Annotated in this window: 12 protein-coding genes; 4 read left to right on the forward strand and 8 right to left on the reverse strand. The window is 75.1% G+C overall.

Translation table 11 applies throughout. The annotated features are described in order from the left end of the window. Positions 1 to 22: 22 nt before the first annotated feature. From O7633_RS14410 to guaB, 4 genes are all read right to left on the reverse strand, one after another. Positions 23 to 1468 carry a M1 family metallopeptidase gene (locus O7633_RS14410; protein WP_178067822.1) on the reverse strand — a complete coding sequence of 482 codons (1446 nt, stop codon included), beginning with the start codon at positions 1466 to 1468 and terminating at the stop codon, positions 23 to 25. A 184-nt stretch (positions 1469 to 1652) separates the two neighbouring features. Continuing rightward, on the reverse strand, positions 1653 to 3068 hold the full coding sequence (locus O7633_RS14415; RefSeq protein WP_282328177.1) for a M1 family metallopeptidase: 1416 nt from the start codon (positions 3066 to 3068) through the stop codon (positions 1653 to 1655). 165 nt (positions 3069 to 3233) lie between these two features. Continuing rightward, positions 3234 to 4352: a GuaB3 family IMP dehydrogenase-related protein gene (locus tag O7633_RS14420; RefSeq protein ID WP_074472577.1), complete on the reverse strand. Its 1119-nt coding sequence runs from the start codon at positions 4350 to 4352 to the stop codon at positions 3234 to 3236. A 34-nt stretch (positions 4353 to 4386) separates the two neighbouring features. Then, positions 4387 to 5949, reverse strand: a complete 1563-nt coding sequence (gene guaB / locus O7633_RS14425) for an IMP dehydrogenase (protein ID WP_178066402.1) — start codon at positions 5947 to 5949, stop codon at positions 4387 to 4389. 233 nt (positions 5950 to 6182) lie between these two features. On the opposite strand from guaB, the gene O7633_RS14430 reads away from it, so the two are divergent. Further along, positions 6183 to 6587, forward strand: a complete 405-nt coding sequence (locus tag O7633_RS14430) for a DUF5319 domain-containing protein (protein ID WP_043965658.1) — start codon at positions 6183 to 6185, stop codon at positions 6585 to 6587. Positions 6588 to 6880: 293 nt separating this feature from the next. Here the strand turns inward: O7633_RS14430 and O7633_RS14435 are convergent, their stop codons facing one another. Next, a complete protein-coding gene (locus O7633_RS14435; RefSeq protein WP_282328178.1) occupies positions 6881 to 7702 on the reverse strand; it encodes a response regulator transcription factor in 822 nt (273 codons plus the stop codon). A 254-nt stretch (positions 7703 to 7956) separates the two neighbouring features. On the opposite strand from O7633_RS14435, the gene O7633_RS14440 reads away from it, so the two are divergent. After that, complete coding sequence (locus O7633_RS14440; protein ID WP_074472848.1) at positions 7957 to 8340, forward strand: WhiB family transcriptional regulator; 384 nt, start codon at positions 7957 to 7959, stop codon at positions 8338 to 8340. 86 nt (positions 8341 to 8426) lie between these two features. Beyond that, on the forward strand, positions 8427 to 9665 hold the full coding sequence (locus O7633_RS14445; protein ID WP_282328179.1) for a hypothetical protein: 1239 nt from the start codon (positions 8427 to 8429) through the stop codon (positions 9663 to 9665). A gap of 108 nt (positions 9666 to 9773) precedes the next feature. Here the strand turns inward: O7633_RS14445 and O7633_RS14450 are convergent, their stop codons facing one another. The 3 genes from O7633_RS14450 to groES all read right to left on the reverse strand — a co-directional run bounded on the left by O7633_RS14450 (position 9774) and on the right by groES (position 13616). Then, positions 9774 to 11405: a molybdopterin-dependent oxidoreductase gene (locus O7633_RS14450; protein ID WP_282328180.1), complete on the reverse strand. Its 1632-nt coding sequence runs from the start codon at positions 11403 to 11405 to the stop codon at positions 9774 to 9776. Positions 11406 to 11584: 179 nt separating this feature from the next. Then, on the reverse strand, positions 11585 to 13231 hold the full coding sequence (gene groL, locus O7633_RS14455; protein ID WP_278129369.1) for a chaperonin GroEL: 1647 nt from the start codon (positions 13229 to 13231) through the stop codon (positions 11585 to 11587). A 70-nt stretch (positions 13232 to 13301) separates the two neighbouring features. Continuing rightward, positions 13302 to 13616 carry a co-chaperone GroES gene (groES, locus tag O7633_RS14460; protein ID WP_018222648.1) on the reverse strand — a complete coding sequence of 105 codons (315 nt, stop codon included), beginning with the start codon at positions 13614 to 13616 and terminating at the stop codon, positions 13302 to 13304. Positions 13617 to 13959: 343 nt separating this feature from the next. Here groES and O7633_RS14465 point away from each other — a divergent pair, with 343 nt between their 5' ends. Next, positions 13960 to 15231, forward strand: coding sequence for a methyltransferase domain-containing protein (locus tag O7633_RS14465; RefSeq protein ID WP_282328181.1), 1272 nt, complete (start codon positions 13960 to 13962; stop codon positions 15229 to 15231). Positions 15232 to 15233: the final 2 nt, after the last annotated feature.

The raw sequence follows: 15233 nt of genomic DNA on the forward strand, positions 1-15233 counted from the left end.
CGGCGGGCGGAACGCCCGGGGGTCAGCGGGCCGTCGGGCGCTCCGGCCGCTCGGTGCCGTGGAGCCAGGCGTCGAAGAGCGCGTCGAGCTGCCGGCCGGAGACCTGCTCGGCGTGGGCGACGAAGTCGGCGGTGGTGACGTTGCCGTCGCGCCGGTCGGCCGCCCAGCCCCGGACGATCCGGAAGAACGCCTCGTCGCCGACGGTGACGCGCAGCGCGTGCACGGTCATCGCGCCCCGCTGGTAGACGGAGTCGCTGAACAGGTTCGCCGCCCCCGGTCGGCCGGGCGGCGTCCGCCACAGCGACGCCGACGCGCCGAGGTACTCCCCGTCGAACGACTGCTGCACCGTCCGGCCGCCGTCGTGCTCCAGCCAGAGCCATTCGGCGTACGTGGCGAAGCCCTCGTTGAGCCAGATGTCGCTCCACCGGGCCAGCGAGACGCTGTCGCCGAACCACTGGTGGGCCAGCTCGTGCGCGACCACCCCGCTGTTCGCGCCGCGGCTGAAGAAGGTGGCCGAGTAGACCGGGCGGCTCTGCGTCTCCAGGGCGAACCTGATGCCCGGATCGTCGACGACCACCCCGCCGTACGACCCGAACGGGTACGGCCCGAACACGCCCTCCAGGTAGTCGGCCACCTCGACGGTGCGGGCGATCGAGGCGTCCGCCGCGCCCTCGGGCAGCTTCGTGGTGACCGCGCTGAACACCGGCCGTCCCTTGTGCTCGGCGCGGGTCACCCGGAAGTTCCCGATGGCCACCATGCTCAGGTAGCTGGCCATCGGGGACCGCTCGGCCCACTTCCAGGTGGTCCAGCCGGCGCGGGTGGCCTTGCCCACCGGCACCCCGTTGCTGACGGCGGTCAGCCCCTCCGGGACGGTGATCTCGAAGTCGTAGGTGGCCTTGTCGGACGGGTGGTCGTTGACCGGGAACCAGGTGCTCGCCGACTCGGGCTGGCCGAGGGCCACCGCGCCGTCGGAGGTGTGCCGGAAACCGCCCTCGCCGAGGGTCTCGTTGGTCAGCGGCTTCGGCGTGCCCTCGTACCGGATCTCGGCGGTGAAGCCGTTGCCCGAGGTCAGGCCGGCGGCGGGGGTGACGACCAGCTCGTCGCCGGCGCGGGCGTGCCGGGCCGCGACGCCGTCGACCGTCACCCCGCGCACGGTGAGCCCGGCCAGGTCCAGGTGGAACGCGGACAGGCTCGCGGTGGCCGTGGCCTGCACGGTGGTGGTGCCGGTGAGGCGGTCCGTCGCGGGGTCGTAGCGGACCTTCACCACGTACCGGGTCACGTCGTACCCGCCGTTGCCGTACCGGGGGAAGTAGTCGTCGCCCACCCCGGCCGCGCCGGGCTTGAACTGCCGCGCCGCCGTCGGCGACGGGGTGGCCTCCCGGGCCGCCGGCTCGGGCGTCGAGGAGCAGGCGGCCAGCCCGAGCACGCCGGCCAGCAGCAGCCCGGTGCGCAGGCGCAGGCCCCGCAGGCGCAGCGTCATCGCGTCGTCCCTCCCGGCGGAGGCCCCCGGCCCGGCGACGGCCCTCGGCCCACCCGGCCGGCCCGGCTCGTCCGGACCGCCCCACCCGCGGCAGCCTACCGAGCGCGGGCACGGCGCACGGCGGCGCGGGCACGGCGGGTCACCGGCCGGCAGCTCCGGGTGCCGACGCCGCTCAGGGCAGCGCGGGCGCGGTGCCGCCGACGAGCCAGGCGTCGAGCAGCGCGGCCAGTCGCCGGCCGGAGACCCGCTCGGCGAGGGCGACGAAGTCCGCCGTGGTGGCGTTGCCGCCGCGCCGCTCGGTGGTCCAGGCACGCAGGATCCGGAAGAAGGCGTCGTCGCCGACGGTCCGCCGCAGCGCGTGCACCGCGAGCGCGCCCCGCTGGTAGACGGCGTCGCCGAACATGTTCGCCCGGCCCGGGTCGACCGACGGCTGCGACCAGTCCGTCGCGGCGTGGCGGGCCGCGACGGTCTGCGCGACGGTCCGGCCGCCGTCGTGCTCCAGCCAGAGCCATTCGGCGTACGTGGCGAAGCCCTCGTTGAGCCAGATGTCGCTCCACCGGGCCAGCGAGACGCTGTCGCCGAACCACTGGTGGGCCAGCTCGTGCGCGACCACCCCGGTGTCGGGGCGGCCGGAGCGGAAGAAGCCCGGCCCGTAGACCGGGCGCGACTGGGTCTCCAGGGCGTACGAGATGCGGCGCTCGGCGAGCGCGATCCCGCCGTACGACTCGAACGGGTACGGCCCGAAGCGGTCGGCGAGGAAGTCGGCGATCTCGCCGGTGCGGGCCAGCGAGGCGGCGGCCGGACCGTCGGCTGGCAGGCTCGCCGCGACGGCCGTGACCATCGGCCTGCCCCGGTGGGTGCCGGTGGCGACCCGGTAGTCGCCGATCACCAGCGTGCTCAGGTAGCTGGCCATCGGGGACCGCTCGACCCAGCGCCAGGTGGTCCAGCCGCCGGCGCTGGCGCGTCCCGCCGGCACGCCGTTGCCGAGCGCGGCCAGCCCGTCGGGGACGGTGACCTCGACGTCGTAGGTGGCCTTGTCGGACGGGTGGTCGTTGACCGGGAACCAGGTGCTCGCCGAGTCGGGCTGGCCGAGCGCGACCGCGCCGTCGGCGGTGGCGAGGAAGCCGCCGACGCCCAGCGTGGTGCTCTCGACCGGTTGCGGCACCCCCGCGTACTCCACGTCGACGGCGAACCGGGCGCCCCGGTCCAGGCCGCGCGCCGGGGTGACCACCAGCTCGTCGCCCTCGCGGGCGTGCCGGGCCGGCGCGCCGTCGACGCGGACCGCGCCGACGGTCAGGCCGGACAGGTCCAGGTTGAACCGGGACAGCCCGGCCGTCGCGGTGGCCGTGATGGTGGCGTGGCCGGTCAGCCGGTCGTCGCCGGGGTCGTAGCGGATCCGCAGCCGGTACGCGGCCACGTCGTAGCCGCCGTTGCCGCGCCCGGGGACGTACGGGTCGCCCGCGTCGGCCGCCCCGCGGCGGGCGCGGTCGGCGTCGGGCGGCGGCCCGGTGCAGGCGGCGAGGGCGGCCGCGACGAGGCAGGCGGTCAGGACGACGCGGCCGACCGGTCGGCTTCCTGTTCGGACCATCGCTCTCCCTCGGCTGTCGGGGGCGAGCCTAGCCCACGCCGGCCGGCAGAAGCGTCCATAACCGGCAATACGCCCACAATCGACCCCACCCGACGCGAACGGCCCCGCCGCTGGACAGCGGAGGGGCCGTTCCACGTGCTCTCCGGGTCGCCCCGGGACGGCGGGTCAGCGGTCGAGGACCAGGCCGACCTTCTGGAACTCCTTGAGGTCGCGGTAGCCGCACTTGGCCATCGCCCGGCGCAGCCCGCCGAACAGGTTGAGCTGGCCGTCCGGCTCGTCGGCCGGGCCGAACAGCAGCCGCTCCATCTCCCCGAGCGGCTCGCCGGCCACCTCGAACGCGCCGCGCGGCAGCGACGGGTGGCTGGCCGCCGAGTGCCACCACGCGCCGCCGGCCGGGGCCTCCGCGCACAGCGACAGCGGCTCCCCGAGCATCACCGCGTCCGCGCCGCAGCCCAGCGCCTTGGCGATGTCGCCGGAGGTCTGGATGTCGCCGTCGGCGATCAGGTGCACGTACCGGCCGCCGGTCTCGTCGAGGTAGTCGCGGCGGGCCGCGGCGGCGTCGGCGATCGCGGTGGCCATCGGCACCCGGATGCCGAGCACCGACTCGGTGGTCGACCAGCCGTCGCCGCCGATGCCGACGATCACCCCGGCCGCGCCGGTGCGCATCAGGTGCAGCGCCGTCTTGTAGTCGGTGCAGCCGCCGACGATGACCGGCAGGTCGAGGTCGGCGATGAACTCCTTGAGGTTGAGCGGCTCGTCGGTGGTGGAGACGTGCTCCGCCGAGACGATGGTGCCCTGGATGACCAGGATGTCCACGCCCGCGTCGAGGATCACCGGGGCCAGCGCCAGGGTGTGCTGCGGGGAGACCCGCACGGCCACCGTGCCGCCGCCGGCCCGCAGCTCGCGGACCCGCTCGGCGATGAGGTCCGGGCGGATCGGCTCGGCGTAGACCTCCTGGAGCCGCTTGGTGGCGCGGGCGTCCTCGCCGAGGCCCGACAGCTCCTCCAGGATCTTGGTCGGGTTCTCGTACCGGGTCCACAGGCCCTCGACGTTGAGCACCCCGAGGCCGCCGAGCTGGCCGAGCCGCACGGCGGACGCCGGGCTCATCGTCGCGTCCGAGGGGTGCCCCACGCAGGGGATGCCGAACTGGTACGCGTCGAGCTGCCAGGTGGTGGAGACGTCGTCGACGTCCCGGGTGCGGCGGCTCGGCACGATGGCGATGTCGTCCAGGTGGTAACCGCGTTGCGCGGTCTTGCCCAGGCCGATCTCGACCACGTCACGCATGGTGGCTCCAGGTGGTGTCGGGGTGGTGGTGGGGTCAGCGGGAGTGGTAGTTCGGCGCCTCGACGGTCATCTGGATGTCGTGCGGGTGGCTCTCCTTGAGCCCGGCCGCGGTGATCCGGATGAGCTGGCCGCGCCGGTGCAGCTCGGGGATGCTCTCCGCGCCGACGTACCCCATCGCGGCCCGCAGCCCGCCGGTGAGCTGGTGGGCGACGGCGGCGAGCGGCCCCCGGTAGGGCACCTGGCCCTCGACGCCCTCCGGGACCAGCTTGTCCTCGGCGAGCACGTCCTGCTGGAAGTAGCGGTCCTTCGAGTACGACTTGGCCTGCCCCCGCGACTGCATCGCGCCGAGCGAGCCCATCCCCCGGTACGCCTTGTACTGCTTGCCGTTGATGAAGATCAGCTCGCCGGGGCTCTCCTCGCAGCCGGCCAGCAGGCTGCCGAGCATCACGGTGTCGGCCCCGGCCACGAGGGCCTTGGCGATGTCGCCCGAGTATTGGATGCCGCCGTCGCCGATGACCGGCACGCCGGCCGGACGGGCGGCCCGCGCCGCCTCCATGATCGCGGTGATCTGCGGCACGCCGACGCCGGCGACGATCCGGGTGGTGCAGATCGCGCCCGGGCCCACCCCGACCTTCACGCCGTCCGCGCCGGCCTCGACCAGGGCCTTCGCCCCGGCGTAGGTGGCCACGTTGCCGCCGACGATGTCGATCGTGACGTCCTTCTTGAGCTGGCGGACCATGTCCAGCACCGCCCGCTGGTGGCCGTGGGCGGTGTCCACGATGATCACGTCGACGCCCGCGTCGACCAGCGCCCGGGCCCGCTTGTACGCGTCCTCGCCCACGCCGACGGCGGCGGCCACCCGGAGCCGGCCCACGTCGTCCTTGGTGGCGTTCGGGTACTGCTCGCTCTTGGTGAAGTCCTTCACGGTGATCAGCCCGCGCAGCCGGCCCGCGCCGTCGACGATCGGCAGCTTCTCGACCTTGTGCTGACGCAGCAGGGCCAGCGCCTCGTCCTTGCTGACCCCGACCGGGGCGGTGACCAGCGGCGTGCGGGTCATGATCTCGCGGACCGGGGTGGCCGGCTCGGAGACGAAGCGCATGTCGCGGTTGGTGACGATGCCGACGAGCTGGCCCTCGCCGTCGACCACGGGGACGCCGGAGATGCGGTAGCGCCCGCAGAGCGCGTCGACGTCGCGCAGGGTGTCGTCGGGGCTGGCCGTCACCGGGTTGGTGATCATGCCGGACTCGGAGCGCTTGACCAGGTCGACCTGGAGCGCCTGGTCCTCCAGGGACAGGTTGCGGTGCAGCACGCCGATGCCGCCCTGGCGGGCCATGGCGATCGCCATCCGCGCCTCGGTGACCGTGTCCATCGCGCTGGACAGCAGCGGGACGGTCAGCTCGACGTTGCGGGTGAGCCGGGTGCGGGTGTTGACCCGGCTGGGCACGACGTCCGACTCGCCGGGCTGGAGGAGCACGTCGTCGAAGGTGAGGCCGAGCGGGACCACCCGGGCCGAGCCGGCGGGCAGCTCCGGCAGGTGGCCGCCCAGCTCGCCGGTGTCGGCGCCGGCCGGAAGATCGATGCTGGGCGAATTGTCCACGATTGCTCTCCTGAGCTGGGTCGGGCGGGCTTCGGCGAGGCGGCGCGCGCGGACGTCCGGCGCACGCCGGGTGAGGACGCGTCAGTGCCATCGTACCCATCGGCCCAGCCCGGCCCCGCCCGAGCCGGGCCGGCGGACGACGCTGCGTGACGCTCACGCCCGCCGAGGCCGACGCGGGGTGACCGGCCGGACGGGGGCGGGCGTCCGGCGGGCGCGGGGTCTACGGTGAGGGGGTGCACGACGAGCCCATCGACCCGTTCAACGGCGACCCGGCCGATCCGGCGGCGGAGCTGCACGACCCGGCGGACGACGACACGCTCGACCCGCTGACCGAGGTCGAGCGGCAGGACGTGCTGGAGGATCTGGCCGACCTGGAGATCTACCAGGCCCTGCTGGCCCCCGTCGGCGTGCGCGGGCTGGTCATCGAGTGCGAGGACTGCCGCGAGCCGCACTACTTCGACTGGGACCTGCTCCGGGGCAACCTGCGCCACCTGCTCAGCTCCGGCCGCCCCCGGGTGCACGAGCCGGCCTACGACCCGGATCCCGACCACTACGTGACGTGGGACTACGCCCGCGGCTACGCCGACGGCGTGCACGACACCCTCACCGAGGGCACCGACGACGACCCGACCCCCTAGGGTCCGCCGCAGCCCCGCACACCACGTTCCGTCACGACTGGCAGGCTCGCTCACGACAGCCGGCCGGTCTGACTCTGCGCAAGGCCCCGCCGACCTCTCCGGACATCTCCCACCCCCTTTGCTCTGCACCCGCCCACGCAACACCGGCTCCGAGCTGCGCCTGCGCGACCCCTGCACGGCGGGCACCCACGACGGCCGGTTGCGCTACGTGAGCCGCTGCGTATCCGGGTGCAGAGCAAAGGGAACGGAGAGGGTCGGTGTCACCGGGCAGCGAGATCACGCTGCGTCGCGGGTCAGGTGACCAGGCCGGCGCGGAAGCCGGCGGCCACCGCGTGCGCGCGGTCCCGGGCGCCGAGCTTGCGGAACAGCCGGCGGGCGTGCGTCTTGACGGTGTCCTCCGAGACGAACAGCTCGCGGCCGATCTCGGCGTTGCTCTTGCCCTCGGCCATGCCGAGCAGCACCTGGAGTTCCCGCTCGGTCAGGCCGATCGCGCTGCGGCCGCCCCGGGCCGGGGCGGGGCGCTGCCCCGCCGACGCCGGGGCCTCCCCCTCGCCGCCCGCCTCCACCTCGTCGTCGCCGCGCTGCACCGGCACCACCGGCGGCGCGCCGCCGGGCGGCTCCTCGGGCCCCGCCGGCCAGGCCGGGCCGGACTTGGCCGGGGGCCGGCCGGCCGGGGCGGGTCGGGCGGGCCCGCCGACGGAGGCCGCGTCGCGGGCCGGATCGGTCACCCGGCTGCGGGTCGCGCGGCCCGGTGCCGAGAGCAGCAGCAGCGCCTTCGCCACCGCGCTGGTCAGGTCGTGGTCGGTGCCCTGGATCAGCCCCCGGGCGCCGGCGCCGATGGTCGCGGCGGCGGCCTCGGACTCCTCCGCGCCGAGCAGCAGCACCGCGGCCTGCGGGGCGCGGGCCAGCACCCGCCGGACGAAGCCGGCGCTGTCCGGCCGGGTGAGGGCGGTGTCGGCGAGCACGACGTCTGCCGGGCCCTCCGCCAGGCGCAGCATCACCTCGGGATCGGAGACGGCGGTACGGACGGCGGCGGACAGTCCGAGCCGCGCCGCCGCGGAGTTCAGTTGCTGCGCGGCGAGCGGTGTCCGAACGCACACGAGGACGGTACGCACTGTGGTCTCCTCTCCGACCCCGAGCAGACCATGGGGAGGTGGCGTCGGGTGGGCGTTCCCGGCAATCCTTCGAACTTTTCCGACAGTTAGGTCATATCAGGCAAGTTGTCCGACCTTTTCGATCACACACGTGTGAGCGGGAGCGGGGCTGGGTACCGGGGAGCCCGAGCCGGAAACGGTGCGCCAGCGCGGCCGCCGCCCGGACACCGGACAACTGAGGATCTCCGCGGTGCCGCGCGGGAGGAGGGGTGCTGATGTCGAACGTACGCAGGCTGCCCGGACCCATCGTCGACCTCTGGGACTGGCAGCGGCTCGGTGCCTGCCGGGGCCGCGACAGCGCCCAGTTCTTCCACCCGGACGGCGAGCGCGGCTCCTCCCGGCTGCGCCGGGAGTCCGGCGCCAAGACGGTCTGCCGGGCCTGCCCCGTACGTGCCGAGTGCGCCGCGCACGCCCTCGCCGTCCGTGAGCCCTACGGGGTGTGGGGCGGCTTCAGCGAGGCGGAGCGGCTGCGGCTGCTCGCGGTGGGCTGGGAGGACCTGGCCGACCGCCGGCAGTCCCGCGTCGACGTGGCCCGGCTGGAGGCCCGCCTGGGCCGTCCGCACAAGTCCACCGTCCCGGCGCAGCGCAGCGTCGCCTGACGGCGCCGGCGGACGCCGGCCCGAACACCTCCGCCCCGGCGACCATCGCGCGGTGCGTTGTCCCACCGGTCTGCCAGGATCCCGGGATGCTGATCGACATCGCGGACCCCGACACGCTCTGGGCCCGGTGGGGCGCGCACGCCGCCGCCCTCGCCGCGCTCGGTCACCACGACGTCTGGTGGTGCGACGCCGACGGGGCCCACCACGACGACCACGGGGGCAACTGGGCCCGGCTCGTGCTGGTCGAGGGCGGCCGGGCGGTGCTCTTCGGGTACGACCACGAATACAGCGACACGACCTGGGCCAGCCCGCCGCTCGACCTGCTCGCCGGGGCACCCGCCTGGCTGCCCTGGCCGGAGCTGACCCGGCGCGCCGAGGAGGACCAGCTCGGCTACGTCCACTGGTACGACGCCGGCGGCTGGGCCCGGGTCGCGTACCCGGAACCGAACCTGGGAGACGGCCTGTCGGCCACGGCCGGGCCGGTGCTCGACGGCGACCGGGCCCGGCGGGAACTGCTCGACGTGGTCTTCGAGTGGGGCGGGCACGACGCCGCGGACGAGGCGGAGCGGGCCGACGTGACGGCGGCGGCCGACCGGCTGCTCGCCGCGGCGGTCGCCGGGCTCGTCGACGCGGCGGCGCTGGACGGGCTGCTCGGCCGGCTCCGGCCCGACCTGGTCGACGTGGCCGCCGGCCTGGCGATGGCCGCGCGCGCCGGGCTGACCCCGGGCACCGCCCGGCCGGAGGTCCCCGCGTCGGTCGAGGCCCCGCCGCGGCGCGTCCGGGTGCTCAGCGACGACCAGCACGACGAGCTGGTCTGGGCCGCCATGCGCGCGGCTGCCGAGACGCCCCGCCCGGCCCCGACGCCCACCGCGGAGCTGGCGGCCCTCGTCGACTGGGCGCGCCGCCGGGCCCCGGCCGGGGACGGCCGCTGCGCGCTGGTCGTCCAGGTCACCGACAGCGCCCTCAGCCAGCACGACGGCGACCCGGCACCCGCCCCACGGCCCGGCGAGGACGACTGGACGGCCTTCCGGGAGGCCGGCGAGCTGGTCCGGCGGCTCCGGGCCGCCGAGGCCGACCCGGCCCACGGCCACTGGCTCTTCCTCCGCCTCCGGACCACGGCCGACGGCTTCACCGTCGACCGGTGCTACGACTCGTGGCCGGAATGGCTGCCGCACCACGGCCGGGGCGGGCCGTGGCGCGGCGAACTCCAGGCGGAGCTGGACCGCCGGTCGCCGGAGTTCCGGCCGCCCTGGTCGGTGCTGCTGGCCCCGGAGGTCGCCCGCCTCGGGCCGCCGCCGTCCTTCGCCACGCCCACCGCCGGGTGACCGGCGCGCCGCCCGCCACGCCCACCGTCGGGTGACCGGGCCACCGGCGCGCCACCCGCCACGCCCACGGCCGGGTGACCCGCCTACCGGCGCGGCTCCGCCCGGCGGTCAGCGCACGGTGACCCGGACGGTGTGCCAGCCCGTCGCGCCGTCCGGGTCGACCCGCTGCCGCCGCTCGGTCTGCGTCTCGCCGTCGGCGTCGGTGGCCCGCACCTGGAGGGTGTGCTCGCCGAGGGTGGCCGTCCACTGCCAGGACCACTGCACCCAGGTGTCCACCGACACCGTCGGGGCGAGCGTCGCCTCCCGCCACGGGCCGTCGTCGACGCGTACCTCGACCCGGCGGATGCCCCGGTGCTGCGCCCAGGCCACCCCGGCGACCATGACCGGGCCGGCGGTGAGCCGGTTGCGCGGGCGGGGCGTGTCGATCCGTGACTGCGTCTTGATCGGCCCCTGTGCCGACCAGCCCCGGGGCACCCAGTACGCGTCGAAGTCGGCGAAGCTGGTCAGCTCCAGCTCGGTCACCCACTTGCAGGCGGAGACGTAGCCGTAGAGGCCGGGCACCACCATGCGGACGGGGAAGCCGTGCTCCACCGGCAGCGGCTCGCCGTTCATCCCCACCGCGAGCAGGGCGTCGCGGCCGTCGCGCAGCGCCGCCGTCGGGGTGCCGCAGGTCCAACCGTCGACCGAGCGCCCGACGACCTGGTCCGCGCCCTCCTCCGGCTGCGCCTCGTCGAGCAGCTCCCGGATCGGCACGCCCAGCCAGCGGGCGTTGCCGATCAGGTCCCCGCCGACCTCGTTCGACACGCAGGCCAGGGTGACGTACCGCTCGACCATGGGGCGGGCCAGCAGGTCGGCGAAGGTCAGCTCGATCGGGTTGCGCACCCGGCCGTGGATGCGCAACCGCCAGGTGTCCGGGTCGACCTGGGGCACCACCAGCGCGGTGTCGATGCGGTAGAACCCGGACGTCGAACTGACGTAGGGGGCGAGCTGGGTGAGGGAGAGATCCGCACCGGCGGGCACCGGCGGCGCGGGCGAGGCCGGCGCGGGCAGGGCGACCGCCTGCCGGGCCTCCGCCACCCCGCGCCGCCCGGCCAGCCAGTGCCCGCCCAGCCCGCTCACGACGGCCGCGCCGGCCAGCGCGCCGACGCCGGTCAGGAACCGCCGCCGCCCCTCCGCGCGCCCGGGATGCTCGGGGCGCTCGGGGCACTCGGGGTGCAAGGAAGGGCCCCTTGTTAACAAGGGGGTGTTAACAAGGGGCCCTTCCTTGCCGGCGGCGGCGGTGGGCGGGGTCCACGGCCAGGGGTCGGGGTGCAGGGGGCCGGCCAGCAGGAGCCAGAGCGTCAGCGCGCCGAGGGCCGCCCCGGCCAGCGCCGGCAGCGCGTCCGTGGCGTCCGCGCCGGCCCGGGTCAGCGCGGCGGCCACCCCGAGGGCCGCGAACGCCCCGATGCCCGCCAGGCCGAACCACAGCCGGCGCGCGGCGAGGACGCCGAGCAGCGCCGCGAAGCCGGCCAGCAGCAGCGCCGTCCCGACCAGCAGGGCGATCTTGTCGTACGTGCCGAAGACCGCGATGCCGAACTGCTTGACCGGTTCGGGGACGGTGTCGACGACCAGCCCGCCGACCGCGACCAGCGGGGCCGACCGGGGGCCGGTCAGCACCGCCACCGGTTCGGCGGCGCCGATCGCCACGGCGGCGGCGGTGATCCCGGCCAGCGCGGCGTACCCGCGCGAGATGGTGCCCATCCGCCCAGTGTTTCCGATCGGCCGGGAACGCGACAGGCACGTCAGCGTTCCGTAAGCAACCGCCCCGTGCTCCGGACCCGGGACGGGCGGGCCGGGACACGGGGCGGACAAGCGTCAAGGCACGCCGTGGGGAGCCGGCGTGCCTTGACCGTGGTGCGGCTGGGTCGGACCCGGGTCGGTCAGAAACCGGGGCCGTGCTGGTGGCCGTGGCCGTGCGAGTGGCCGTGGCCACCGGCGGCGGCCGGCTCGGCCTTCTCCGGCTTCTCCACCACCAGGCTCTCGGTGGTGAGCAGCAGGCCGGCGATCGAGGCGGCGTTGGTGACGGCGTTGCGGGTCACCTTCACCGGGTCGATGATGCCGGACTTGACCAGGTCGACGTAGTCACCGACGGCGGCGTCGAGGCCGTGGCCCCACTGGCTGCCGGCGACCTTCTGCACCACCACGTAGCCGTCGTGGCCGGCGTTCTGGGCGATCCAGCGCAGCGGCTCGACGAGCGACTTGCGCACGATCGAGACGCCGGTCTTCTCGTCACCGGTGAAGCCGAGGTCGTCGTCGAGCACCGACAGGATCTGCGCCAGGGCGGCGCCGCCGCCCGGGACCGTGCCCTCCTCGACGGCGGCCTTCGTCGCGGCGATGGCGTCCTCGATGCGGTGCTTGCGCTCCTTCATCTCGACCTCGGTCGCCGCGCCCACCTTGATGACCGCGACGCCGCCGGAGAGCTTCGCCAGCCGCTCGGCCAGCTTCTCCCGGTCCCAGTCGGAGTCCGAGGCCTCGATCTCCTTGCGGATCTGGGCGACCCGGTCGGCGACCTCGTTGGCCTTGCCGCCGCCGTCGACGATCGTCGTGGTCTCCTTGTCGACCACGACGCGCCGGGCGGTGCCGAGCACCTCCAGGCCGACCTGGTCGAGCTTGTAGCCCAGCTCCGGGGCGACCAGCTCGGAGCCGGTGAGGATCGCCATGTCCTGGAGCATCGCCTTGCGGCGGTCGCCGAAGCCCGGGGCCTTGACCGCGCAGACCTTGATGGTCTTGCGGATCGCGTTGACCATGAGGGTGGACAGGGCCTGGCCCTCGACGTCCTCGGCGACGATCAGCAGCGGCTTGTTGTTCTGGAGGACCTTCTCCAGCAGCGGCAGCAGCTCCTCGATCGCCGAGATCTTCTGCGTGGTGATCAGGATGTACGGGTCCTCCAGGACCGCCTCCTGGCCCTCCGCGTCGGTGACGAAGTTGGGGGAGATGAAGCCCTTGTCGAACTGGAGGCCCTCGGTCACGTTGAGCTCGGTGGTGAGCGCCGAGCCCTCCTCGACGGTGATGACGCCGTCGCGACCGACCCGCTCCATCGCCTCGGCGATCAGGTCGCCGATGGTGGCGTCCTGCGCGGAGATCGTCGCCACGTGCGCGATCGACTCCTTGCCGGCGACCTCGACGGCCCGGTCGAGCAGCGCCTCGGAGACCTTCGTCGCCGCCGCGTCGACGCCCCGCTTGAGGCCGGCCGGGTTGGCGCCGGCGGCCACGTTGCGCAGGCCCTCGCGGACCATCGCCTGGGCCAGCACGGTCGCGGTGGTGGTCCCGTCGCCGGCGACGTCGTTGGTCTTGGTCGCCACCTCCTTGACCAGCTGCGCGCCGAGGTTCTCGTACGGGTTGGTGAGCTCGATCTCCTTGGCGATGGTCACGCCGTCGTTGGTGATCGTGGGCGCACCGAATTTCTTGTCCAGGACGACGTTGCGCCCGCGCGGGCCGAGAGTGACCTTGACCGCGTCCGCGAGGGCGTTGACACCGTGCTCCAGCAGGTGCCGGGCGTCGTCCGAGAAGCTCAGGATCTTCGCCATCTGTATCCCTTCGAAGCGTCACTGCCCCGGCCCGGCGAGCCGGACCGGGGCAGTGACGCGGATCGGTTGCTTACTTCTCGATGACCGCGAGGACGTCGCGGGCGGAGAGCACCAGGTACTCCTCGCCGGCGTACTTGACCTCGGTGCCGCCGTACTTCGAGTAGAGGACGGTGTCGCCGACCTTGACGTCGATCGGCACGCGGTTGCCCTTGTCGTCGATCCGGCCCGGGCCGACAGCGAGGACGGTGCCCTCCTGCGGCTTCTCCTTGGCGGTGTCGGGGATCACGATGCCCGACGCCGTGGTGGTCTCAGCCTCGTTCGCCTGGACCACGATGCGGTCCTCGAGCGGCTTGATCGCAACCTTGGTCGCGGTAGTCACGGGCATACCCTCCTGGGGTACTGGTTTCGTTGCCGGACGGCGGGGCCGACCAGCGTCAATCTGCCACATGCCACCGGGCGGGGCCGTCGTCGCGGGTGCCGGTCCGCCTGGCGTCACCCCCGGGCGCGGGGCCCGGAAGCTGGCACCCTCGATGGGAGAGTGCTAATCGCAGGTTAGGCCGTGGCTAGCACTCCGTCAAGGAGAGTGCCAACGCGTCGCCCGTCGTGTCGCCACAGTTCCGCCACCCGTCACCTCGACACGCCGCCGGCACGGGCCCCGGACCCCGCCAACCTCCGGCACCGCCGCCACCGCCGCCGGCCGGCCGCCGCCCGGGCCCGACAATGGGCGCGTGGATCTCGATCAGCTCGCCGCCCTGCGTACCCCCGAGGGGTCGGCCGCGCTCGCCGCGGCGACCGAGGTGGCCGGCGGCGACCCGCTGGCCGCGGCGGCCGCGCTCCGCTCGGCCGGGGTGCCCGCCGGGCTGGCCGCCGCCGCGCTCACCCAGGCCGAGCTGCGCCGCCGGGCGGTCGGCAAGTTCGGGCCGGCGGCGGCCGGCATGTTCCTCACCCGCGCCGGCCTGGAGCAGGCGACCCGGGGGGTCGTCGCGGCCCGGCGGGCCGACCGGCTGCGCGCCGCCGGGGTGCGCACCCTGGCCGACCTGGGCTGCGGCCTCGGTGCCGACGCGCTCGCCGCCGCCCGCGCCGGCATCCGGGTGTACGGGGTGGAGGCCGACCCGGTCACCGCCGCGATGGCCGCCGCGAACGCCGAGGCCGCCGGGCTGGCCGACCGCTTCACGGTGGAGTGCGGCGACGCCACGGCGTTCGACGTGTCCGCCGTCGACGCGGCGTTCTGCGACCCGGCGCGGCGCAGGGCCGGCACCGGCCGGCGGATCTTCGACCCGAACGCCTACTCGCCGCCGTGGGACTTCGTCACCGCGCTGGCCGAGCGGGTGCCGCACACGGTGGTGAAGGTGGCCCCGGGGCTCGACCACGCGCTGATCCCGGCGGGCGCGGAGGCGGAGTGGGTGAGCGTCGGCGGCGACCTGGTCGAGGCCGCCCTGTGGTGCGGCCGCCTCGCCGAGGTCCCCCGCCGCGCCACCGTGCTGAAGGAGGGGCCCCCTGTTAACGCTTTCTGTATAGGAAGGGCCCCCTGCAGTCACCCCCAACCCGCCTGCCATCACCAGCTCACCGGCTCCGGCACGGAAGAGGCCGCCGTCGGCCCGGTCCGGCGCTACGTCCACGACCCCGACCCGGCCGTCGTCCGCGCGCACCTCGTGGCGGAGCTGGCCGGCGAGCTGGACGCCACGCTCGCCGACCCGAGCATCGCCTACCTGTACGCCGACGCGCCCGGCGCGACGCCCTTCGCCCGCTGCCTGGAGGTCACCGACGTGCTGCCGTTCTCGCTGAAGCGGCTGCGCGCCCTGCTGCGCGGGCGCGGGGTGGGCCGGGTCGAGATCCTCAAGCGCGGCTCGGCGCTGGAGCCGGAGCGGCTGCGGCGCGACCTGCGGCTGGCCGGCCCGCAGGCGGCGAGCCTGGTGCTGACCCGGGTGGCCGGCGCCCCCACCGTGCTGGTCTGCCGCCCGGTGCCGGATCCGCTGGATCACGGGGCGGCGGCCGGCTAGCT

The organism is Micromonospora sp. WMMD712 (assembly GCF_029581295.1).
GTDB lineage: Bacteria > Actinomycetota > Actinomycetes > Mycobacteriales > Micromonosporaceae > Micromonospora > Micromonospora carbonacea.

Bases quoted from the DNA above. Each gene is read 5' to 3' on its own strand.
- O7633_RS14415 (WP_282328177.1), bottom strand. From the start codon at position 3,068: ATGGTCCGAACAGGAAGCCGACCGGTCGGCCGCGTCGTCCTGACCGCC.
- O7633_RS14420 (WP_074472577.1), bottom strand. From the start codon at position 4,352: ATGCGTGACGTGGTCGAGATCGGCCTGGGCAAGACCGCGCAACGCGGT.
- O7633_RS14440 (WP_074472848.1), top strand. From the start codon at position 7,957: ATGTCGAACGTACGCAGGCTGCCCGGACCCATCGTCGACCTCTGGGAC.
- O7633_RS14445 (WP_282328179.1), top strand. From the start codon at position 8,427: ATGCTGATCGACATCGCGGACCCCGACACGCTCTGGGCCCGGTGGGGC.
- O7633_RS14450 (WP_282328180.1), bottom strand. From the start codon at position 11,405: ATGGGCACCATCTCGCGCGGGTACGCCGCGCTGGCCGGGATCACCGCC.
- groL (WP_278129369.1), bottom strand. From the start codon at position 13,231: ATGGCGAAGATCCTGAGCTTCTCGGACGACGCCCGGCACCTGCTGGAG.
- groES (WP_018222648.1), bottom strand. From the start codon at position 13,616: ATGCCCGTGACTACCGCGACCAAGGTTGCGATCAAGCCGCTCGAGGAC.